General features: G+C 68.0%; 11 protein-coding genes. 1 reads left to right on the forward strand and 10 read right to left on the reverse strand.

Annotated elements, in window-relative coordinates:
* Nucleotides 1-35 precede the first annotated feature (35 nt).
* Nucleotides 36-1,904, reverse strand: coding sequence for a 2-succinyl-5-enolpyruvyl-6-hydroxy-3-cyclohexene-1-carboxylic-acid synthase (gene menD / locus J7I89_RS06875; protein WP_214968543.1), 1,869 nt, complete (start codon nucleotides 1,902-1,904; stop codon nucleotides 36-38).
* Nucleotides 1,905-2,145: 241 nt separating this feature from the next.
* Here menD and J7I89_RS06880 point away from each other — a divergent pair, with 241 nt between their 5' ends.
* Nucleotides 2,146-3,246: a LacI family DNA-binding transcriptional regulator gene (locus tag J7I89_RS06880; RefSeq protein WP_214968545.1), complete on the forward strand. Its 1,101-nt coding sequence runs from the start codon at nucleotides 2,146-2,148 to the stop codon at nucleotides 3,244-3,246.
* A 28-nt stretch (nucleotides 3,247-3,274) separates the two neighbouring features.
* On the opposite strand, the gene J7I89_RS06885 is transcribed toward J7I89_RS06880, so the two are convergent.
* The 9 genes from J7I89_RS06885 to J7I89_RS06925 all read right to left on the reverse strand — a co-directional run bounded on the left by J7I89_RS06885 (nucleotide 3,275) and on the right by J7I89_RS06925 (nucleotide 15,959).
* A complete protein-coding gene (locus tag J7I89_RS06885) occupies nucleotides 3,275-4,741 on the reverse strand; it encodes a glycoside hydrolase family 32 protein (RefSeq protein WP_214968547.1) in 1,467 nt (488 codons plus the stop codon).
* Nucleotides 4,742-4,763: 22 nt separating this feature from the next.
* Entirely contained in the window at nucleotides 4,764-5,666 is a 903-nt protein-coding gene (locus J7I89_RS06890) for a carbohydrate ABC transporter permease (protein WP_251045027.1), read from the reverse strand.
* 8 nt (nucleotides 5,667-5,674) lie between these two features.
* Entirely contained in the window at nucleotides 5,675-6,673 is a 999-nt protein-coding gene (locus J7I89_RS06895) for a carbohydrate ABC transporter permease (RefSeq protein WP_251045028.1), read from the reverse strand.
* Nucleotides 6,670-8,091: an extracellular solute-binding protein gene (locus tag J7I89_RS06900; RefSeq protein WP_214968549.1), complete on the reverse strand. Its 1,422-nt coding sequence runs from the start codon at nucleotides 8,089-8,091 to the stop codon at nucleotides 6,670-6,672. Before J7I89_RS06900 ends, J7I89_RS06895 begins: the two co-directional genes overlap by 4 nt.
* A gap of 730 nt (nucleotides 8,092-8,821) precedes the next feature.
* A complete protein-coding gene (locus tag J7I89_RS06905) occupies nucleotides 8,822-10,912 on the reverse strand; it encodes a PhoX family phosphatase (protein ID WP_214968551.1) in 2,091 nt (696 codons plus the stop codon).
* Nucleotides 10,913-11,066: 154 nt separating this feature from the next.
* Nucleotides 11,067-12,044, reverse strand: coding sequence for an o-succinylbenzoate synthase (locus J7I89_RS06910; RefSeq protein WP_214968727.1), 978 nt, complete (start codon nucleotides 12,042-12,044; stop codon nucleotides 11,067-11,069).
* A gap of 226 nt (nucleotides 12,045-12,270) precedes the next feature.
* The gene (locus J7I89_RS06915) at nucleotides 12,271-12,945 is read right to left on the reverse strand and encodes a class I SAM-dependent methyltransferase (protein WP_214968553.1); all 675 of its coding nucleotides are present in this window, start codon (nucleotides 12,943-12,945) and stop codon (nucleotides 12,271-12,273) included.
* A gap of 70 nt (nucleotides 12,946-13,015) precedes the next feature.
* Nucleotides 13,016-14,392, reverse strand: a complete 1,377-nt coding sequence (locus J7I89_RS06920; RefSeq protein ID WP_214968555.1) for a sensor histidine kinase — start codon at nucleotides 14,390-14,392, stop codon at nucleotides 13,016-13,018.
* A complete protein-coding gene (locus J7I89_RS06925; protein ID WP_214968556.1) occupies nucleotides 14,385-15,959 on the reverse strand; it encodes a BTAD domain-containing putative transcriptional regulator in 1,575 nt (524 codons plus the stop codon). The genes J7I89_RS06920 and J7I89_RS06925 overlap by 8 nt, the downstream gene beginning before the upstream one ends.
* Nucleotides 15,960-16,241 lie beyond the last annotated feature (282 nt).

The following is a 16,241-nucleotide window of genomic DNA, read 5'->3' on the forward strand; positions in this document are numbered from 1 at the left end:
GATGTCCGAAACCGGTGCGGATCTTCGCGAAGACGCTACTCCGCCAGCACTCCCGCCACGGCTGCGCTTACCGCCGCCTTGATCCGCCGATGCAGGGCCCGCAGCTCGGACCGGTCCGTGCGCACCTCAATGATGGTGCGGCCCGCGAACGGCGCGGCAAGCGCCTCGGCGAGTCCCGCCGTCGTACTTACCGAGCAATGCCCGACGCCGTACGCTGCGGCGAGTGCCGCGATGTCCACTGAGTGGGGAGTGCCGAAGAGGCGTTCGACGGCGTCTCCGTAGCCGCCTGCCTCGGCCACCGCGCCGTGCTCCAGGAGGCTGAAGATGGCTCCGCCGGAGTCGTTGAGCACCACCATGCGGAGCTGCGGCTCGCTCTCCCCGGCGCCGAGGAGGAGGCCGCCGGCGTCGTGCAGGAACGTGAGGTCACCGAGAAGCAGGGTGGTTTCCTGGCGGCCGCCGAGCGCGATGCCCGTGGCGGTGGAGATGGTGCCGTCGATCCCGGCGAGGCCGCGGTTGGCGAAGACGGTGGCGGCGGGTTCGGGAGCGGGCTGGCCGGCGAGGTCGACGTCGCGGATGCCGTTGGAGGAACCGAGGACCAGCTGGCCGCGGGAGTGCTGCCAGACGACGGCGGCCACGGACGGGCCGGTTGCTGCGTCGGCCGTGGCGAGCACGCCGTCGAGGGCGTGCTGGGCAGCGGCGCCGGCGAGCAGCCAGGCATCAAGCCACGCCGAGGAGCCGCGCCCCGCGAATTCCGCCAGTTCGGTCAGGCTCGCGATCGGGGTTTCGCGGCGCCGGCCGGGCTCGTACCAGGCCACGGGAACGGGCTCGTAGAGGGCTGCAGGGACGTCTGCCCGTGCCAGCAGCGCCGAGACGGGCCGCGAAAGCGTGGGGCGGCCGAAGACCACGACGCGTTCGATCGGCATGACCGAGTCCGGTCCGAAGTGCTCTAGGAGCAGCCGGTAGGGACCCACGGCGTTCGGGCCGAAGCGTGAGTTGGACGACGGCTCGGCAAGAAGCGGCAGGCCGTGGGCGCGGGCGAAGGCTTCGGCGACCGGCCCGGCGTCGTGCCCGGCGAGGACCACGGTGCGCAGCTCCGGAAGGTCGGCCGTGGTGTGGGTCAGCGTCATGGTAAGCGGCTCGGTTGCGATCCGGAACGTGCCGCGGCCGTGTTGCTCCGGCAGCCGCTCCCCCGCCTCGGGAACCAGCGGATCCCGGAAGGCGAGATTGAGCTGGACGGGCCCGGGCGGCGTGTCCTCGAAGACCCCGGTGGCTGCGGCCAGGGCCGTATCGACGGCGCGCTGCGGGCTGTCGCCGGCGGGAACATCGACGGCGAAACGCACGTGCTCGCCGAAGAGGTCCAGCTGGATGGTGGTCTGGTTGGCGCCGGTTCCGCGGAGCTCCTCCGGCCGGTCGGCCGAAACCACCACGAGCGGCACGGCGGCATGGTTGGCTTCCATGACTGCCGGCAGAAGATTTCCGACGGCGGTCCCCGAGGTGGTCAGCACAGCCACCGGAGCTCCGGTCGCCAGGGCGAGGCCCAGTGCGGTGAAGCCGGCCGAGCGCTCGTCGATCCGGACCAGTAGCTCCACCTTCCCAGCAGCCGACGCCTCGGCCAGCGCGTACGCCATGGGCGCGGAGCGCGACCCCGGCGCAAGCACAACAAAGCGGACGCCGCCGTCGAGCAGTGCCGCGACCGCAATCCGGGCCGCACCCAGCGAGGTCAGCGTGTGCTGCGGGCCGGCGGCGGGGTGGCTGATGGTGTCCGCGGAGGCGTTGACAGGGCTGTCCGCGTCGCTGTGTGCGTTCGAGTCGGCTGGGCCGCCCGTGGGGTCGCCTTCGGAAAGCGGGGCATCATCGGCTGCTGCATAGGCGTTGAGCGGGTCCAGCGGGTTCTCAGAAGTCACCAATCCAGTCTCCCATCAACCAAACGCTCTCTCACATCCCGCCGCCCAACCCACAACGCTCTCTCACTTCCCGCCGCCCAGACATTGAAGGTGAGAGAGCGTCTCAAGAAGACCCGCAGGAAGTGAGAGAGCGTCCCTGAAAAACACACAGGATGTGAGAGAGCGTGGCAGGGAGGGCGCGGCTCACACGAGTTAGGTAAACTGCAGCAAAGCAGTGATTTAGCACCCAGAGGAACAGCCCATGAACCGCAAGGCCACCGCACTGGACGTCGCCAAGCTGGCGGGTGTCTCGCGTAGCGCTGTGTCGCTCGTGCTCAACGGGCGGGGGGACGGCAATGTTGCACTGGAAAGCCAGCAGCGCATCCGGGAAGCAGCGGCGGCCCTCAACTACTCGCCGAACAAGATTGCCCTGAGCCTGCGCAACCAGCAGTCGCGGGTCATCGGGATCGTGTCGGACCTGGGGGTCACCAGCCCGTTCGACGGCAACATCATCGCCGGCGCGGACGCGGTGGCGCGGTCGCACGGCTTTGTCACCGTGGTGATGGATACGGAATTGGACGAGTCCCGGGACGAAAGCGCCGTGGAAACCCTGCTGGACCGGCAGGTGGACGGGCTCATGTACGTGACGGTGGGCCTGCGTCCCCTGCACGTGCCCCCGAACATGGCCAGGGTCCCGTCGATCCTGGCCAACTGCTTCGATGACCGCCCCGAAGCCGGCCTTCCCGCTGTCATCCCGGACGAGGTCAGGGGCGGACGGGAAGCCGCCGAGCACGTGATGGCCCTCGGCCACCGGGACATTGCCTTCCTCGCCGGCGACTCCCTGACGCCCGCCGCGCCCCGGCGGATCGAGGGCTACCGCGATGCATTCAAGGCCGCGGGCTTGCCGGTGAACGAGGACCGGGTCCTCCAGGTGGGCTGGGACATCGACGCCGGATTCCACGGCGCCATGAAACTCCTCGACGGCGTGGAACCGTCCACCCGCCCCACCGCGATCCTGTGCGCCAACGACCGCCTCGCCATCGGCGTCGTGCTGGCCTGCTACCGGCTGGGGCTGAACGTCCCGCAGGACGTGTCCGTCATGGGCTACGACGACGAATTCCGCGTCGCCAAGGCCATGGTCCCGGCGCTCAGCACCATGGCCCTTCCGCTCCGGGAGATGGGGGCGGCGGCCATGACGGCTCTGCTCGCCGAGGTGGAGGCGTCGCCGAGCGGAAAGAACGACGACGGCGGCGCGGGTGCCGGCCCCGGTGCCAGCGCTGAGCCCGCGACCAGCGCTGAGACGATGGTTCCGTGCCGGCTGGTGGTCCGGGATTCCACGGGCCCCGTCCCGGCCGGGCGCTGACGCCCGGACGGCTCCAAGACTTCCGGGCTCAGCCCTGGGCTGACGGCTGCTTCAGTTCCCAGACGTCCGCCGTGGCGCCGGACGGAAGGTGCAGCTGCCACTGCTCCCCCGCAGCCGGGTAAGCGCGCAGCGTCGTGGCCACCGAACCGGTCCGGTAGACCTCCACCAGCGAGGCATCCACGAAGACCCGCAGTTCATCCCCCGGTGCGATGGTTCCGCTGAAGACCGTCTGGCGGCTGCCGTCCCCCACGAGCAGGAGTTCGACGGCGGTGTTCCCGCTAGTGCCCGCCGCGTCACCAGACCCGGTCCCGCCAGCGGTCACCAAGGCTTCAGCAAACGGCGGAAGCACAACGGATCCTCGCACCTGGCTGGCCGTCTGCGCTCCACGGTAGGCGTCGATTTCGGGGGCCGGGCTGACGGCCAAGGCGCCGTTGACCACCGAGAGTTCACGCGGGAACGTCAGGACCCCGGCCCAGCCGGCGGCGTCAATTTCGTCCTGGCTCCGGCCGCTGCGTCCGTCGCGGCCCGGGCCTTCATTGGCCCAGCCCCACAGCAGGGCCCGGTCCTCCAGCGCCACGATCTGGGGCGCATAGAAGTCGCGCCCGAGGTCGGACTTCCCGCCGCCGCGGGCCGTGAACACGGGCAAGCCGGTCTCCGGGTCCTCGGTCAGCGAACCGACCAGGTGGCCCACGCCGTTGGCGTGTTCGTGCGCGTCGCCTGAGAGCCAGAGCGAGAACATCATGAGCCAGGTTCCCGAATCGCTTGAGTCGCCTGAGGAGGCGCCCGAGTTGCCTGAGTCAGAAGAGTCCCCGGTGGAATCAGGCACCCGCACCAGCTGCGGGCATTCCCAGATCTCGGCCGGCGTGAACTGCGAAGCCACCGGGTTCTCCGACGTCAGCCAGATGCCCTGGTACTTCCAGTCGGACAGGTCCTCCACCGTGTACAGGAGCAGTGCGGCGTGCCCGTTGGCGAGGCCGGCACCCTGCATGGCGTACCGCTTGCCGTTGAAACGGAAGATGAACGGGTCGCGCACCGCGGTGACCTGCCCGTCGTCCGGCATCGAGGCCGCCACGTGGCCGGTCTGCTCCCAATGGACCAGGTCCTCCGAACCGCGGGCGATGACCACCTGCGAGTGGCCCCCGTCGCCGCGGACGCCCGAGTACGCCGCGGTGGGAACACCGCCGTCGTCCATCACCACACCGGTCCAGCAGCCGTACTCATCCGGCCCGCCGTGCTGGGGGCGCAGGGCCACCGGGTGTTCGTCCCAGCGCACCAGGTCGGCGGAGCTCACGTGGCCCCAGGCGATCCTGTGGTGCCGGGCGGAGTCCGGGTTGTACTGGAAGAACACGTGGTACCGGCCGTTGATGTGGCTGATGCCGTTGGGATCGTTGATCCAGCCCTGCGCGGGACGCGGGTGGAACCGCGGGAAGGCGGGGTCGGGGTGGGCGGCGGCGACGTCGTCGAAGCGCATGGCGGCGAGGTCCGGGGAGGGCATGCGGGGCCTTTCGGTGAGGAGGTTATTTTCCGGTGCCGGCCGTGAGGCCGTCCTGGAGTGCGCGCTGGCCGAACATGAAGACCACGAGCGCCGGAATCATGGACAGGACCACGCCTGCGAGCACCACGGAGATGCTGCCGGTTCCCAGGTTGCCCTGGAGCGAGACAAGTCCCAGCGGGAGCGTGAAGTTTTGCTCGGAGATGGTCAGGATGAGCGGGCGGAAGAACTCGTTCCAGTGGAAGTTGAATGCGAGGATTCCCACGATCGCCATGCCGGGCATCGCCAGCGGTGCATATACGGAACGGAACGTCCGCCAGGGCGAGGCGCCGTCGATCGAGGCGGCCTCGGCCAGCTCGGCGGGGAGCCCCATGAAGTACTGGCGCATCAGGAAGGTGCCGAACGCCGTCGGAATGGCCGGCAGGATCAGCGCCAGCAGCGTGTCGGAGAGGCCCATGCCGCGGATCAGCATGAAGACGGGCACGATCGTGACCTGCACCGGCACCATCATGGTGGCCAGCACGATCGAGAAGAGTGCGCCGCGGCCGCGGAACTTCAGGTGCGCGAACGCGTAGCCAGCCATCGCCGCGGACACCATCTGGCCCACCGCGATCAGCCCGGTCACCAGGGCGCTGTTGAGGACGAGGAGGAAGATATTCAGCTGCTGGAATACTTCACCGTAGGACGTGAAGTCCGGGTTCCACGGGAAGAACGACGGCGGCAGCTTGAAGGATTCCGACGGCGACCGCAGGGACGTGGACAGGGTCCACAGCACCGGGCCCAGCGTGAGGGCGGCCGCGATCAGCAGCAGGACGATGCGGATGGCGAAGTTCCAGCTGAACCTGCGCCGGTTGGGAGACGTTTCCGGGAGGCCTTCGGAAAGCCGGGGGGAATGCCCAGCCAGGCCGTGGTCTGTTGTGGTTGTCATGGCTGGCCTTACTGGTAGAAGACGAATCGTTTGCTGAGCCGGAACTGCGCGGCCGTGATGGCCATGATGATCAGGGTGAGAAGCACGCCGATGGCGGACGCCTGACCGAACTCGAGGCGCTGGAAGGCCGATTCGAAGATGACCATGACGGCGGTGCGGGTGGAGTCGCCGGGGCCGCCGCGGGTTAGCACGTATGGCTGGTCGAACACCTGCAGGGCGCTGATGATGGCCATTACCGAGGCCACCAGCGTGGTGGGGCTCAGCAGGGGCAGCGTCACGTACAGGTGTTTGCGCCAGCCGGTGGCGCCGTCGATCGAGGCCGCCTCATATGTCTCAACGGGAATGGAGGCCAGGCCGCCGATGAACAGCAGGAAGGAGAACCCGAAGTTCTGCCACACGTAGACAAAGATCACGACGGCGGCGGACCCGCCCGGTGTGGTCAGCCACGGCACCGCGGGGATGCCCACGAGGGACAGGAACCAGTTGACCACGCCGAACTGTTCGTTGAAGAGGTACCGCATGAAGATGGAAACCGAGGCCGCGGACAGGATCAGCGGGAAGAAGAAGGCCGAGCGGAAGAACACGCGCAGCCAGGCCGGCATCTTCTCCTGCACCATGATGGCCAGCGCCAGGGCGAGCCCCAGCTGGAGGGCCACGGCCACCACCACGAACAGGATGGTGTTCAGGAAGGACACCCGGACGGTGGGGTCCTGGACCACCTCGGAGAAGTTGTCGAAGCCCACGAAGGTCGGCGCCGAAATGATGTCCCAGTGGAAGAAGGCAAGGACCACGGAGGCCACGATCGGGATCAGGGTGAACAGGCCCATGCCGAGGATGGTGGGGGCCAGGAAGATCCAGGCAAGCCAGCGCTGGCTCTGCCGTGACTTGGCGGTGGGTTGGTGCTGGGCCGGGGCGTTGGCGTCAGGCGTCGTCGTTTCGCCGACTGCCCTCTTGCCGGACTGCCTCTTGCCGGACTCCCCTGCCAGGCGGCGGGTGGTGGTGCTCATGACTGCCTCCTCAGGGCCAGTTCAAGGTCGCGCTGCATGGACGCGAGGGCCTGCTTGAGCTGGCGCTCGTCGCCGCTGACAGCCAGCGATACGTTCTTCATCAGGGCCGTTTCGACGGCGGCCTGCTGCGGCGGTGCCGGGATGGGGCCGGTGGTGGGGAACCGGTCCAGGGTGTCGTAGAAGACCTTCCAATTGGCGGGTCCCTTGCCGGCGTAGAGCTGCTCGTTGACCATGGAGCGCCGCGCCGGGGTGGTGATGGGGTTGGGGAAGATCAGTTCCATCGCCTCGCGGCTGGAGCTGAACTTGATCCACTCCCAGGCGGCGTCCTTGTCCTTGGCGGTCTTCATGATCGCGTAGCCGGCGGTGCCGAACTGGTGGCGCTGGGTCTTCCAGCGAGGGAAGAACTGGACGTCGAAATCGCTTTCGCCCATCCCGGCCTCGTGCAGGCCCTGCACCCAGTAGCCGCCGGCCGGCGTGGTCCCGATGCGGTTGGACGCGAACAGCCCGACAAGTGAGCTGCCGCCGCCTTCCTCCGGGCGGACACCGAGTCCGTCCTTGACCAGCCCGCGCAGGTAGTCGAAGGACTCGAATACGCGGTCGTCATTGGCGTTGGGCTCCAGCCACTGGTACCCGCCCGAACGGAGGCTGCGGGAGGGATCGTTGGCGTAGAAGCCGTCCCAGAGCCACTCCCCGCCGGCGGACCTGGTCTCCTTCAGGAAGCTGGTGTCGTTCGCGTAGAGCCACGGCACCACACCGCCGAAGAGCCGGTTGGTCCAGTAGTACGGGGTGAAGTCCGACGTGCGGGCCTTGCGCATGGCGGCTAGGCTGTTGCGGAAGTCCAGGTGGGTCCAGTCATCCGCCGGGCGCTCCAGCCCTGCCTGAGTGAACGCGGTGGTGTTGTAGTACATGTTGGCCGCGTTCCAGTCCATCGGGAGCTGGTACAGGCTGCCCTTGTACATGAAGGCTTCCACCAGGCTGGGGTGGACGTCGTCGAAGAACTCGGCCATGTCCGCGGCGTCGCGGCGCACATACTCGTCGAGCGGATGGGCGAGCTTCTCCGCGAACAGTTGGGCGCCTTCGGTGGCCACGTAGACCACGTCCGGCGGTGTGCCCGCGGCCACCATGGTGAGGATCTTGGTGAAGAAGTCTTTCCAGTCCACGGCCTGGATGGCCTGGACCTTGACCTTGATCTCCGGGTGGAGTCGGGTGAAAGCGTCGATGGCGCGCTGGCGGGCGGCGGCGTCCGCGGCGGTGCCCATGATGGCGATGCTGAGGCTGTTGTCCCCGCGGCCCGGAATGTCCGTCCCGGAGAGACGCGGCCACGATGCCACGGTTGCTCCGATAATTCCCGCGCCGAGGGCACCAAGGGCGGTACGGCGGGTGATTTCCCGCAGGTGCCCGTTTGTGGCTCCGGTCATGTCAATTTCCTTCCTAACACGTGTTAGGAACTGTAGATGAGCGACCTAACACGTGTCAAGCGTCACAACCTGGGGGCGGTAATACGTTGCGAACGCGGCCGGAAGCAGGTCCGACGCGGGCCGCACGCTCTCTCACTTCCTGCACGCCAACCCGCGACGCTCTCTCACTTCCTGCACGCCAACCCGCGGCGCTCTCTCATCCCCTGCGGTCATGCCGCGAGAGGCGAGAGAGCGTTTGGGAAAAACCCGCGGATCTGGAGGAGCGTCGCGAAAAAATGTTGCAGGAAATGAGAGAGCGTTGCAGGCGGAAGGGAGGCGGGCCAGGCCGGCCGCGCGGCTACATGTTCGCCGACGTCTCGATGCCCAGCAGGTGCAGCCCCTCGGAGAGCCTGCGGAGGATGAGCGCGCACAGGGCACTGGTCATAACAGGACGTGAACAGCTGCGCCAACTCGCACAGGTTCTCTCACTTTTCGCAGCTAAAGCCGGGACGCTCTCTCAGTTCCTGCTGCCGTAAAGGCAACGCTCTCTCATCTCCTGTCCGTGTTGCGACAGGAGATGAGAGAGCGTTGGACACCAACCGACGGGAGGTGCGAGCGGGTCGGCCGAAAACCCGCAGGAGGTGCGAGAGGGTCGGCCAAAACCCGCAGGAAGTGCGAGAGGGTCGGCCGAAAACCCGCAGGAAGTGAGAGAGCGTCTAGGAGGGGCAGGAACCGTTAGGCGCTTAGGCCCCTAGGCGCCGATACGGAAGACCTGGATCACGGACGGGCGCGGGGCGCGGACCTGGCCGGGCTTCGGCGCGGCGCCTGCCCGCACGTAGTCCGGGAAGTACGAGTTGGGCGCCGCGAAGGTGCCTTCCTCGCCCGGGTGCTGGACCGAGACGAACACGTGGCCTTCGTCGTCGTGGATGATGGGCCCGCAGGTTTCACCATCCCGCGGCACGGCCAGGAACTGTTCGACGCGGCCGCGCTCTGCACCGTCGACCGTCACCTTGAACAGTCCGTCCGCACGGCCGATCCCCGAGGGGGCGCCGTCGGTGGAGATCCAGAGGTTGCCCACGGAGTCGAACGCGAGGTTGTCCGGGCAGGAGATCGGTGACACATGGTCTGCCGGGAAGCCGGAGAAGTAGGTGACGTCTCCCTGCGCCGGATCACCGCAGACCATCAGGAGGTTCCAGGTGAACTTCCTTGAGGTCTGGTCGCCGGTCTCGGTGATTTCCACGATGTGCCCGTCGCGGTTTTCGTTGCGCGGGTTGACCTCCGTGGCGCCTTCCTTGCCCGGCTTGCCGCGGTCGGAGTTGTTGGTGCAGGCCACGTAGACCTTGCCCGTGTGCAGGCTCGGCTGGACGTCCTCGCAGCGGTCCATCTTGGTGGGGCCCACCTTGTCCGCGGCCAGGCGGGTGTAGACGAGGACTTCCTCGACGGTCATGCCGGCAACCATGGACTTGCCGCCGACGACGAGAGGCAGCCATTCGCCCTTGCCGTCGAACGAACCGTCGGCCGGCACCGTGCCCGTGCCGTCGACCTCGGCGGCAGGTGCGTCGCCGCTGAACTTGGCAACGAAGAGGTCACCCTCGGAGAGGAGCGTCATGTTGTGCTTGCGGTCGCCCTCGCGGTACTTGGCCTTCGAGACAAACTTGTAGAGGTAGTCGAAGCGCTCGTCGTCGCCGGAGTACGCAACAACCTGCCCGGACTTCGCCACGATCACGTTGGCGCCCTCGTGCTTGAAGCGTCCCAGGGAGGAGTGCTTCTTCGGCGTGGACGTGGGATCGAACGGGTCAACCTCGACGATCCAGCCGAAGCGGTTGGCCTCGTTCTCGTAGCCGGGGTTGTTGGTGTTGAAGCGCGGATCGTCCAGTTCCCACTGGCGTGCGGTGACCTTGTTGGTGAGGCCGTAGCGCTTGTCCGAGGCGGACGTGCCGGGGGCCACGAAGTAGCCGTTGAAGTTCTCTTCGCCGGAGAGGATGGTGCCCCAGGGGGTGGTGCCGCCGGCGCAGTTGCCGAGGGTGCCGTTGATCCAGCGGCCTGCGGGATCGGCCGTGGTCTTGACCAGGGCGGAACCGGCAACCGGGCCGGTCAGCTCATAGCGGGTGCTGTTCAGGTAGCGGCGGTTAAGGCCGGCGCCTTGGACGTAGCTCCACGGCGTGCTCTTGTTGGCGCGCTCCAGTTCCACAACGGAGAGGCCGTGGGCCGCGGCACCGACGGCCCGCATCTCGGCGGCCGGCATGGTGGCCGGGAACATGATGTTCTCGTTGGTGTACTCGTGGTTTGCGAACAGGACCGCGCGGCGTCCCCTGCTGCCCGGGATCTCGAGGATGTCCGAGTAGTCGTTGTTGTAGCCGAACTGGCGCTCCTGGGCCGCGGCCGTCTGGTTGGCGAGATCGAACGCCGGGGCGTCGTTGAAGATGGGGTCGCCCCAGCGGATGACGGGCTGCCAGGTGAAGCCGGCCGGCACGGTCACGGCATCGACGTTGGCTGCGATGGAAGGGATGGCCGTGAACTGCAGCTTCGATGCGCCTGCACCGTAGCCCGTGGTCGCGGCGCGGGAAAGGCCGGACCCGCCGTCGGCCACTGCCGTGCCGGAGGAGTTGAGGGCACCGCCGAATGCGACGGCGAGCGCTCCGGCGGCGCCGAAGCCCAGGGCGGCGCGGCGCGACAGGGTGGTCGAGGCGATGTCACGGAAGTAGCTGTTGGAGCTGGTGTTGCAGACGTCGCCCGCGCACGCGTTGTCGCACTTGAGGGCACACGTGACAGGGCTGCGCTTGCCTTTGGTGTGGCCAAGCATGGGCAGCAGGGCAAACTTGCGTCCGGAGATTTCAGACATGGAGAGAGACCTTCCAAGGGGTGAGATGCGGTCCCGCTTACCCGCCAAGGGGTGAGATGCGGTCCCGCCCACCCTGTCAGCGCTAACCAAAGATGAGAGGACGCTCTGGTTAAGAGCCGGTGAACATCACTGGCCCGGACGACGGCGTCCGGGTTCAGGCAATCTCCGCGTAGGTCCGGCGCAGCCGGGCGAGCCACCATTCCCTCCGCTCGGGAGCGGCGGCGTACTGCTCAAGCAGCCCCTCGTCGGCGGCCACATCGCGGAGGCGGATGGCGCCGTCGTCGGCCACCAGGGGATCGGTGGTGACGTCCGCGGCGAGCAGCGAGACCGTTCCCAGTCCGCAGGCGTACGGCAGTTCCGGCAGCGCCGCGGCGAGCGCCAGCCCCGCGCGGATCCCCACCGAGGTATCCAGCGCGGAACTCACGACGGCGGGCATCCCGGCCTGCGCCACGAGGTCCAGCGCGCGCCGCACTCCCCCCAGCGGCGCCACCTTCACCACGATCAGATCGGCAGCCCCGGCGCGTGCCACCTTCAGGGGATCTTCCTCCTTTCGCACGCTTTCATCGGCGGCGATCAGCACCGGCACGCCGAGCGCGCGGAGCCTGCGCCGCACCTCCGCCAAGCCCTCGATGTCCGGCACGGGCTGCTCCGCGTATTCCAGCCCGACGGCGGCGAGCCGGGTCAGCGCCTCCACCGCCGCCGGCACGTCCCAGCCCCCGTTGGCATCCACCCTGATGGCGGCCTCCGGAAGTTCGGCCCGGACGGCTGCAACGCGGGCGGCGTCGTCGTCGAGGGACTGGCCGGGTTCGGCAACCTTGACCTTGACCGCGTCCACGCGGCCGAACCGGGCCAGGATTTCCGGCACGCGCTCGGCAGGAACGGCCGGCACCGTGGCATTCACCGGGATGCTGGCCCGCAGCGGTTCCGGGAAGCCGTGCCAGCCGGCTTCGATGGCCGCTGCGAGCCAGCGGGACGCCTCGGCGTCGCCGTATTCGGGAAAGGCGCCGAACTCGCCCCAGCCCACGGGTCCGCGCAACAGCAGCGTTTCGCGTTCAAGGATGCCGCGGAACTTCACGCGCATGGGCAGCGCCACCACGCGGGCGCCGTCGAGCAGTTCCGCAAGCGGCGGCATTCCGCCCCAGGACGGCAGCGGAGACGCATGGAGCGGCGGAAACTTGGGGGCCCCGGGAGGCGAAGCGGCAGGCATGATTTCACTGTACCGGTGGGGCCGGTCGGCCCCTCAGCGCCCGTGCGGCTATGTGGACAACCCCGACCGGAACCAGCCCAAGCGCCTCAGCCGGCCCTCAACGGGCGGCCCGTCGCGGCCCTCAGCGGGCGCGGCCGCCAACAGCCCACCGTCAACGGCCAGGGCTCGTTGCGTGGCCCAGGATATGGGCGACCCTCGGCGCCAGCGGGTGCCCTCCGAAGCCGAAGCGCTCATTGTCCTGGACAAGGAATCCGGCGGCCGTGATGGCTTCGAGCGTGTCCCGGTTGGGATGGCAGCCGCCCGCCATCCGCTGCCAGGCAGGGGTCAGCAGGTCCTCGGCCGCGGCCAGGACCGGATTCCCGGACCGGACGTGCTCGTAGTAGGCCAGCGTTCCGCCCGGACGCAGCACCCGGCGGATTTCCGCCAGCACCCTGGCCTGGTCCGCGACGCTGCACAGGACCAGGCTCGTGACCACCGCGTCCGCGCCCGCATCGGGGGCCGGGATCTGCTCCGCCACGCCGGCCACGAGGACCACCGGCACGGGAGCCGACTCGGCCCGCCGCCGGGCCAGGTTCCTCAGGTAGTCGTTGGGCTCGATGGCCAGCACGTCGGTCACCGTTCCCGGATAGAGGCCGAACGAGGACCCCTCCCCGGCGCCGATCTCGATGACGCTCCCGCGCAAGCCGGCCAGCAGGCGGCGCCGGTGTTCGGCGCCTCCGCGCCGGTTCATTCCGACGACGGCCCGTGCGTACGCACGCGCGAACCGCGTGTGCTGCAGTCCAGCCGGCCCTAGTCCAGCCGGCCCTTCGGGTGCTGTCGGGGTCATAGAAGGAACTCTTTCAGGTTTTACGCCGGTCCCCACGCCTTTGGAGGGGCCGGCGGCTTTGGGGCCGGCGCTAAGGCACCGGCTGCGGGACACCACGGAGGACAGCATCATTTTCTGCACCGAAGCGCGCGATCACGGTGGTCCCGCGCCCGGGAGCGGACATCACCTGGAGGGTACCGCCGGCCTCGCCGATGGTGTCCTCCATGATGCGCAGGCCGAAGTGGCCTTCCGGCGACCCAAGGCTCTGGTCGAAGCCGCAGCCGTCGTCCTGGATGCGGATTTCTGCCCGGTTGCCGTCCTGGCTGAGCCGGAGCTGGGCTGTGGCCGCTTTGGAATGCTTGGCCGTGTTGGCCAGGGCCTCCCGCGCCACCCGGTAGAACAGCGCGGCGCGGTCCCTGTCCAGCTCGCACTCGGGCGGCAGCTCGAGTTCGAGGCTGATCCCGCGTTCCTCGAGCGGATCCCCAAGCCTCGCCAAGGCTCCGTTGAGCCCCAGCCTGTTGAGGTCCGGCGGATAGAGTTCGGTGGTCATTGCCCGAAGGCTCCGGACGTTGTCCTGCAGGATCCTGCGGGCATCGGCGAAGAGCGCACGCTGTGCCTGGGGACCGTGGCGCTCTTCGGATTCCAACACATAGGACAGGCCCGAGAGGTCCTGGATCACTTCATCGTGAAGATCCCGGGCAATGCGCTGGCGCTCCAGTTCAGAGGCCTCGATCGCCCGGCGGAGCAGGCGGCTCCGCGCCGCTTCATGTGCCTGGATCCTGCGGGCCAGCCGTACAGCCGGGAAAAGTTGTGCCAGCTGCAGCACACCGAGGGCCAGGAGGAACGGCGGTGCCATGCCGAACAGGACCGAAGCCTGCTCAGCCCGGACTTCGTCGTCGTCGTAGTAGGCCTCGAACACCAGCCGCTGGCCGTCCGGGGCGGTGACAGGAACGTAAACCTCCACCAACTCCTCCGGCGCCGCATTGGGCGTGTTCACCTCGTCCGTCTGCATCTCGAGATTGGGCGGCACGAGACGTCCGGCCAGCACCTCCGCCGCGTCATGTGGGAGATCGAACCTTTTGCCAATCAGATTCTCGTCGTCCGAATAGACAATGCGCCCGTCCTTGTCCCACAGCCGGATCTCGAAAACCGAGGTTTCGCCCATCCAAGGGAGGAGCCGCTCGTCAAGACGCCCCACCGCCGTCGGGTTCCCCGAGAGGACTTCTTCGTCCAGCAGGGGCCCCACCACGTTGCTGGCCAGGTGCTCGGTGGCCTCCTTCGAGTTCTCCAGGGCGTGGTGTTCGGCCTCGGACCAGATCCAGAAGGCTACCGGAGTGGTGACGATGACGAGGGCAACCAGGCCCATGAGCAAGAACCGCCGGACGGCCTTGAAGACCTCGGAATTCTCGGACGCCGGCGATTCAAACGGGCCGAACAGGGCAGGCTTTCGAAGGGACGGCCTAGCCATGGGACGGCTGCTCGAGCATGCCGCGCCGTGACGCTTCCATGACCGATTCGAGCTGCGAATGGGTGCCCAGTTTGGCGAAGATTGCCTTCACGTAGCCGCGGCAGGTGTTCAGTGAGATGTCCAGCTTGCTGGCCACTTCCTTGGAGCCGTGCCCGCCCGCCATCAGCCGGAGCACGTCAAGCTCCCGGGGGGTCAGCACCGGACCGCCCGCCTCCACCGCCCGGACGGCCGGAGCCGGCTTCGGCGTGCTCATGCCCAGCTGGGCCACCAGGGACGGGTGGACCACCATGTTCCCGGCCCGCGCATACCGGAGCGTATCCAGCAGCGTGGACAGCGAGCCGCCCTTGGGCAGGAAGGCGCAGATGCCCATCGAAGCGGCGGTCCGCAGCGCGTCCGGCGTGGGGTCGCCGGTCAGCATCACGATCCGGGTGTTCGGTGCATCGGCCAGGATGCGGGCAGCGGCGGTGAGGCCGTCGCCGTCGGGCAGGTGGTAATCCATGATGACGACGTCGGGCTTGAGCGCCATGCTCTGCTCCACGCCGCTCTTGGCGGTGGTGGCCGAAGCGACGCTCCGGAGGTCAGGCTCGCGGTCGAGGGCGGCGGTCAGCAGTTCGGTGAACGTGCTGTGGTCGTCGATGGTCAGGATGCTGATTTCCCGGGCGTTCTGCACGGACAGTGCCGGCAGCGGTGCGTCGCCGTCGGACATCTCAGAGGTGTCCTCGTCGCTGGCGGCGGTTGCCTGCAGCAGCCTGGCGTGCGCATCGCGGAGGGCACGTCCGGGCAGGCAGCCGATCTCCTGGTCCATAACCCGCCGGCAGCGGCCGTAGGCCCGCAGGGCTTCCATGTACTGTCCGGATTCCTCCAGCCCCAGGACCAGTGCGGTCCAGGCCCGCTCGTTGATGGGATCGTCCAGCAGCAGTTCGCTGGCCAGTGCCACGGCGCGTTCGGGCTGGCCCACGGTGACGGCGGCTTCGGCGGCACGGGCCTTGATGCTGGCCACACGGGCCGAGTGCAGTCCGCGTTCCTCTTCCGCCCAGCCTGCCAGGAGCTCATCGCCGAGCAGCGGCACCGAGGCGATCTCCAGTGCCTTCTCGAGCAGCTGGAACGATTCCTCCGGGCCGGCATGTCCGGCCTGCTTCAGGAGGTCATCGAACCGGTCCAGGTCGAGGTCCACCATGGTGCGGTCAATCATGTAGCCGCCGGTGACCGTGCGGAGCGCACCGCCCTTGCCGGAGCCCGGCTGCAGGTGGCGCCGGAGGACGCTGACGTAGCTTTCGAGGGTGGACAGGGCCTCGGCCGGAGGCTGCCCGTTCCACAGGACGTCGATCAGGTGATTCTTGGAGACCGGTGTGCCCAGCTTGAGCAACAGGAGCTCCAGCACCTGCCGCGGTTTAGGTCCGCCCAGCTCGTGGGATCCGATCACCACGTTGCCCCGGCGGACCCGGAGCGGACCCAGGATGTTGATGTACAGACGTGCTGTCTGCCCAGCTGCCAAAGTCGGGGGAAGGTACTCGTCTTCGTGCGCCCTGCCCGGCCAGCGAGTGTCTTCTGCAACTGTCTGAACCATCTGTGCACCTACTATCCCCATCAAACTGCATTCCCCATGAATGTCTTGTCCTCATACTTGCCACTCGGCCAAGTAGGGGCACGAGTAGCGAGTACTCGATTTTTGCCGCGGGGACCACTTGGATGCTCTGGCGGCCTTTGGCGACCACCTGTCTGCTGCCTGCCGGGGGACCCCCCGAGTACTTGGGATAGGGCATCTGTGGGGGTGCCGAAACACCAAGTTTTTCCCAAGCACAGGGGGTTAGTTTCGTATTACCGCAGTTCCAGCGGTGATTCGGCGATC

Source organism: Arthrobacter sp. ISL-5 (assembly GCF_018613835.1).
GTDB lineage: Bacteria > Actinomycetota > Actinomycetes > Actinomycetales > Micrococcaceae > Arthrobacter.

Excerpts from the sequence above, each read along its gene's own strand:
- J7I89_RS06920 (WP_214968555.1), bottom strand. The coding sequence starts at position 14,392 with ATGGCTAGGCCGTCCCTTCGAAAGCCTGCCCTGTTCGGCCCGTTTGAA.
- J7I89_RS06895 (WP_251045028.1), bottom strand. The coding sequence starts at position 6,673 with ATGAGCACCACCACCCGCCGCCTGGCAGGGGAGTCCGGCAAGAGGCAG.
- J7I89_RS06900 (WP_214968549.1), bottom strand. The coding sequence starts at position 8,091 with ATGACCGGAGCCACAAACGGGCACCTGCGGGAAATCACCCGCCGTACC.
- J7I89_RS06885 (WP_214968547.1), bottom strand. The coding sequence starts at position 4,741 with ATGCCCTCCCCGGACCTCGCCGCCATGCGCTTCGACGACGTCGCCGCC.
- J7I89_RS06890 (WP_251045027.1), bottom strand. The coding sequence starts at position 5,666 with ATGACAACCACAACAGACCACGGCCTGGCTGGGCATTCCCCCCGGCTT.
- J7I89_RS06905 (WP_214968551.1), bottom strand. The coding sequence starts at position 10,912 with ATGTCTGAAATCTCCGGACGCAAGTTTGCCCTGCTGCCCATGCTTGGC.
- J7I89_RS06915 (WP_214968553.1), bottom strand. The coding sequence starts at position 12,945 with ATGACCCCGACAGCACCCGAAGGGCCGGCTGGACTAGGGCCGGCTGGA.
- J7I89_RS06880 (WP_214968545.1), top strand. The coding sequence starts at position 2,146 with ATGAACCGCAAGGCCACCGCACTGGACGTCGCCAAGCTGGCGGGTGTC.
- J7I89_RS06925 (WP_214968556.1), bottom strand. The coding sequence starts at position 15,959 with ATGGTTCAGACAGTTGCAGAAGACACTCGCTGGCCGGGCAGGGCGCAC.
- J7I89_RS06910 (WP_214968727.1), bottom strand. The coding sequence starts at position 12,044 with ATGCCGCCGCTTGCGGAACTGCTCGACGGCGCCCGCGTGGTGGCGCTG.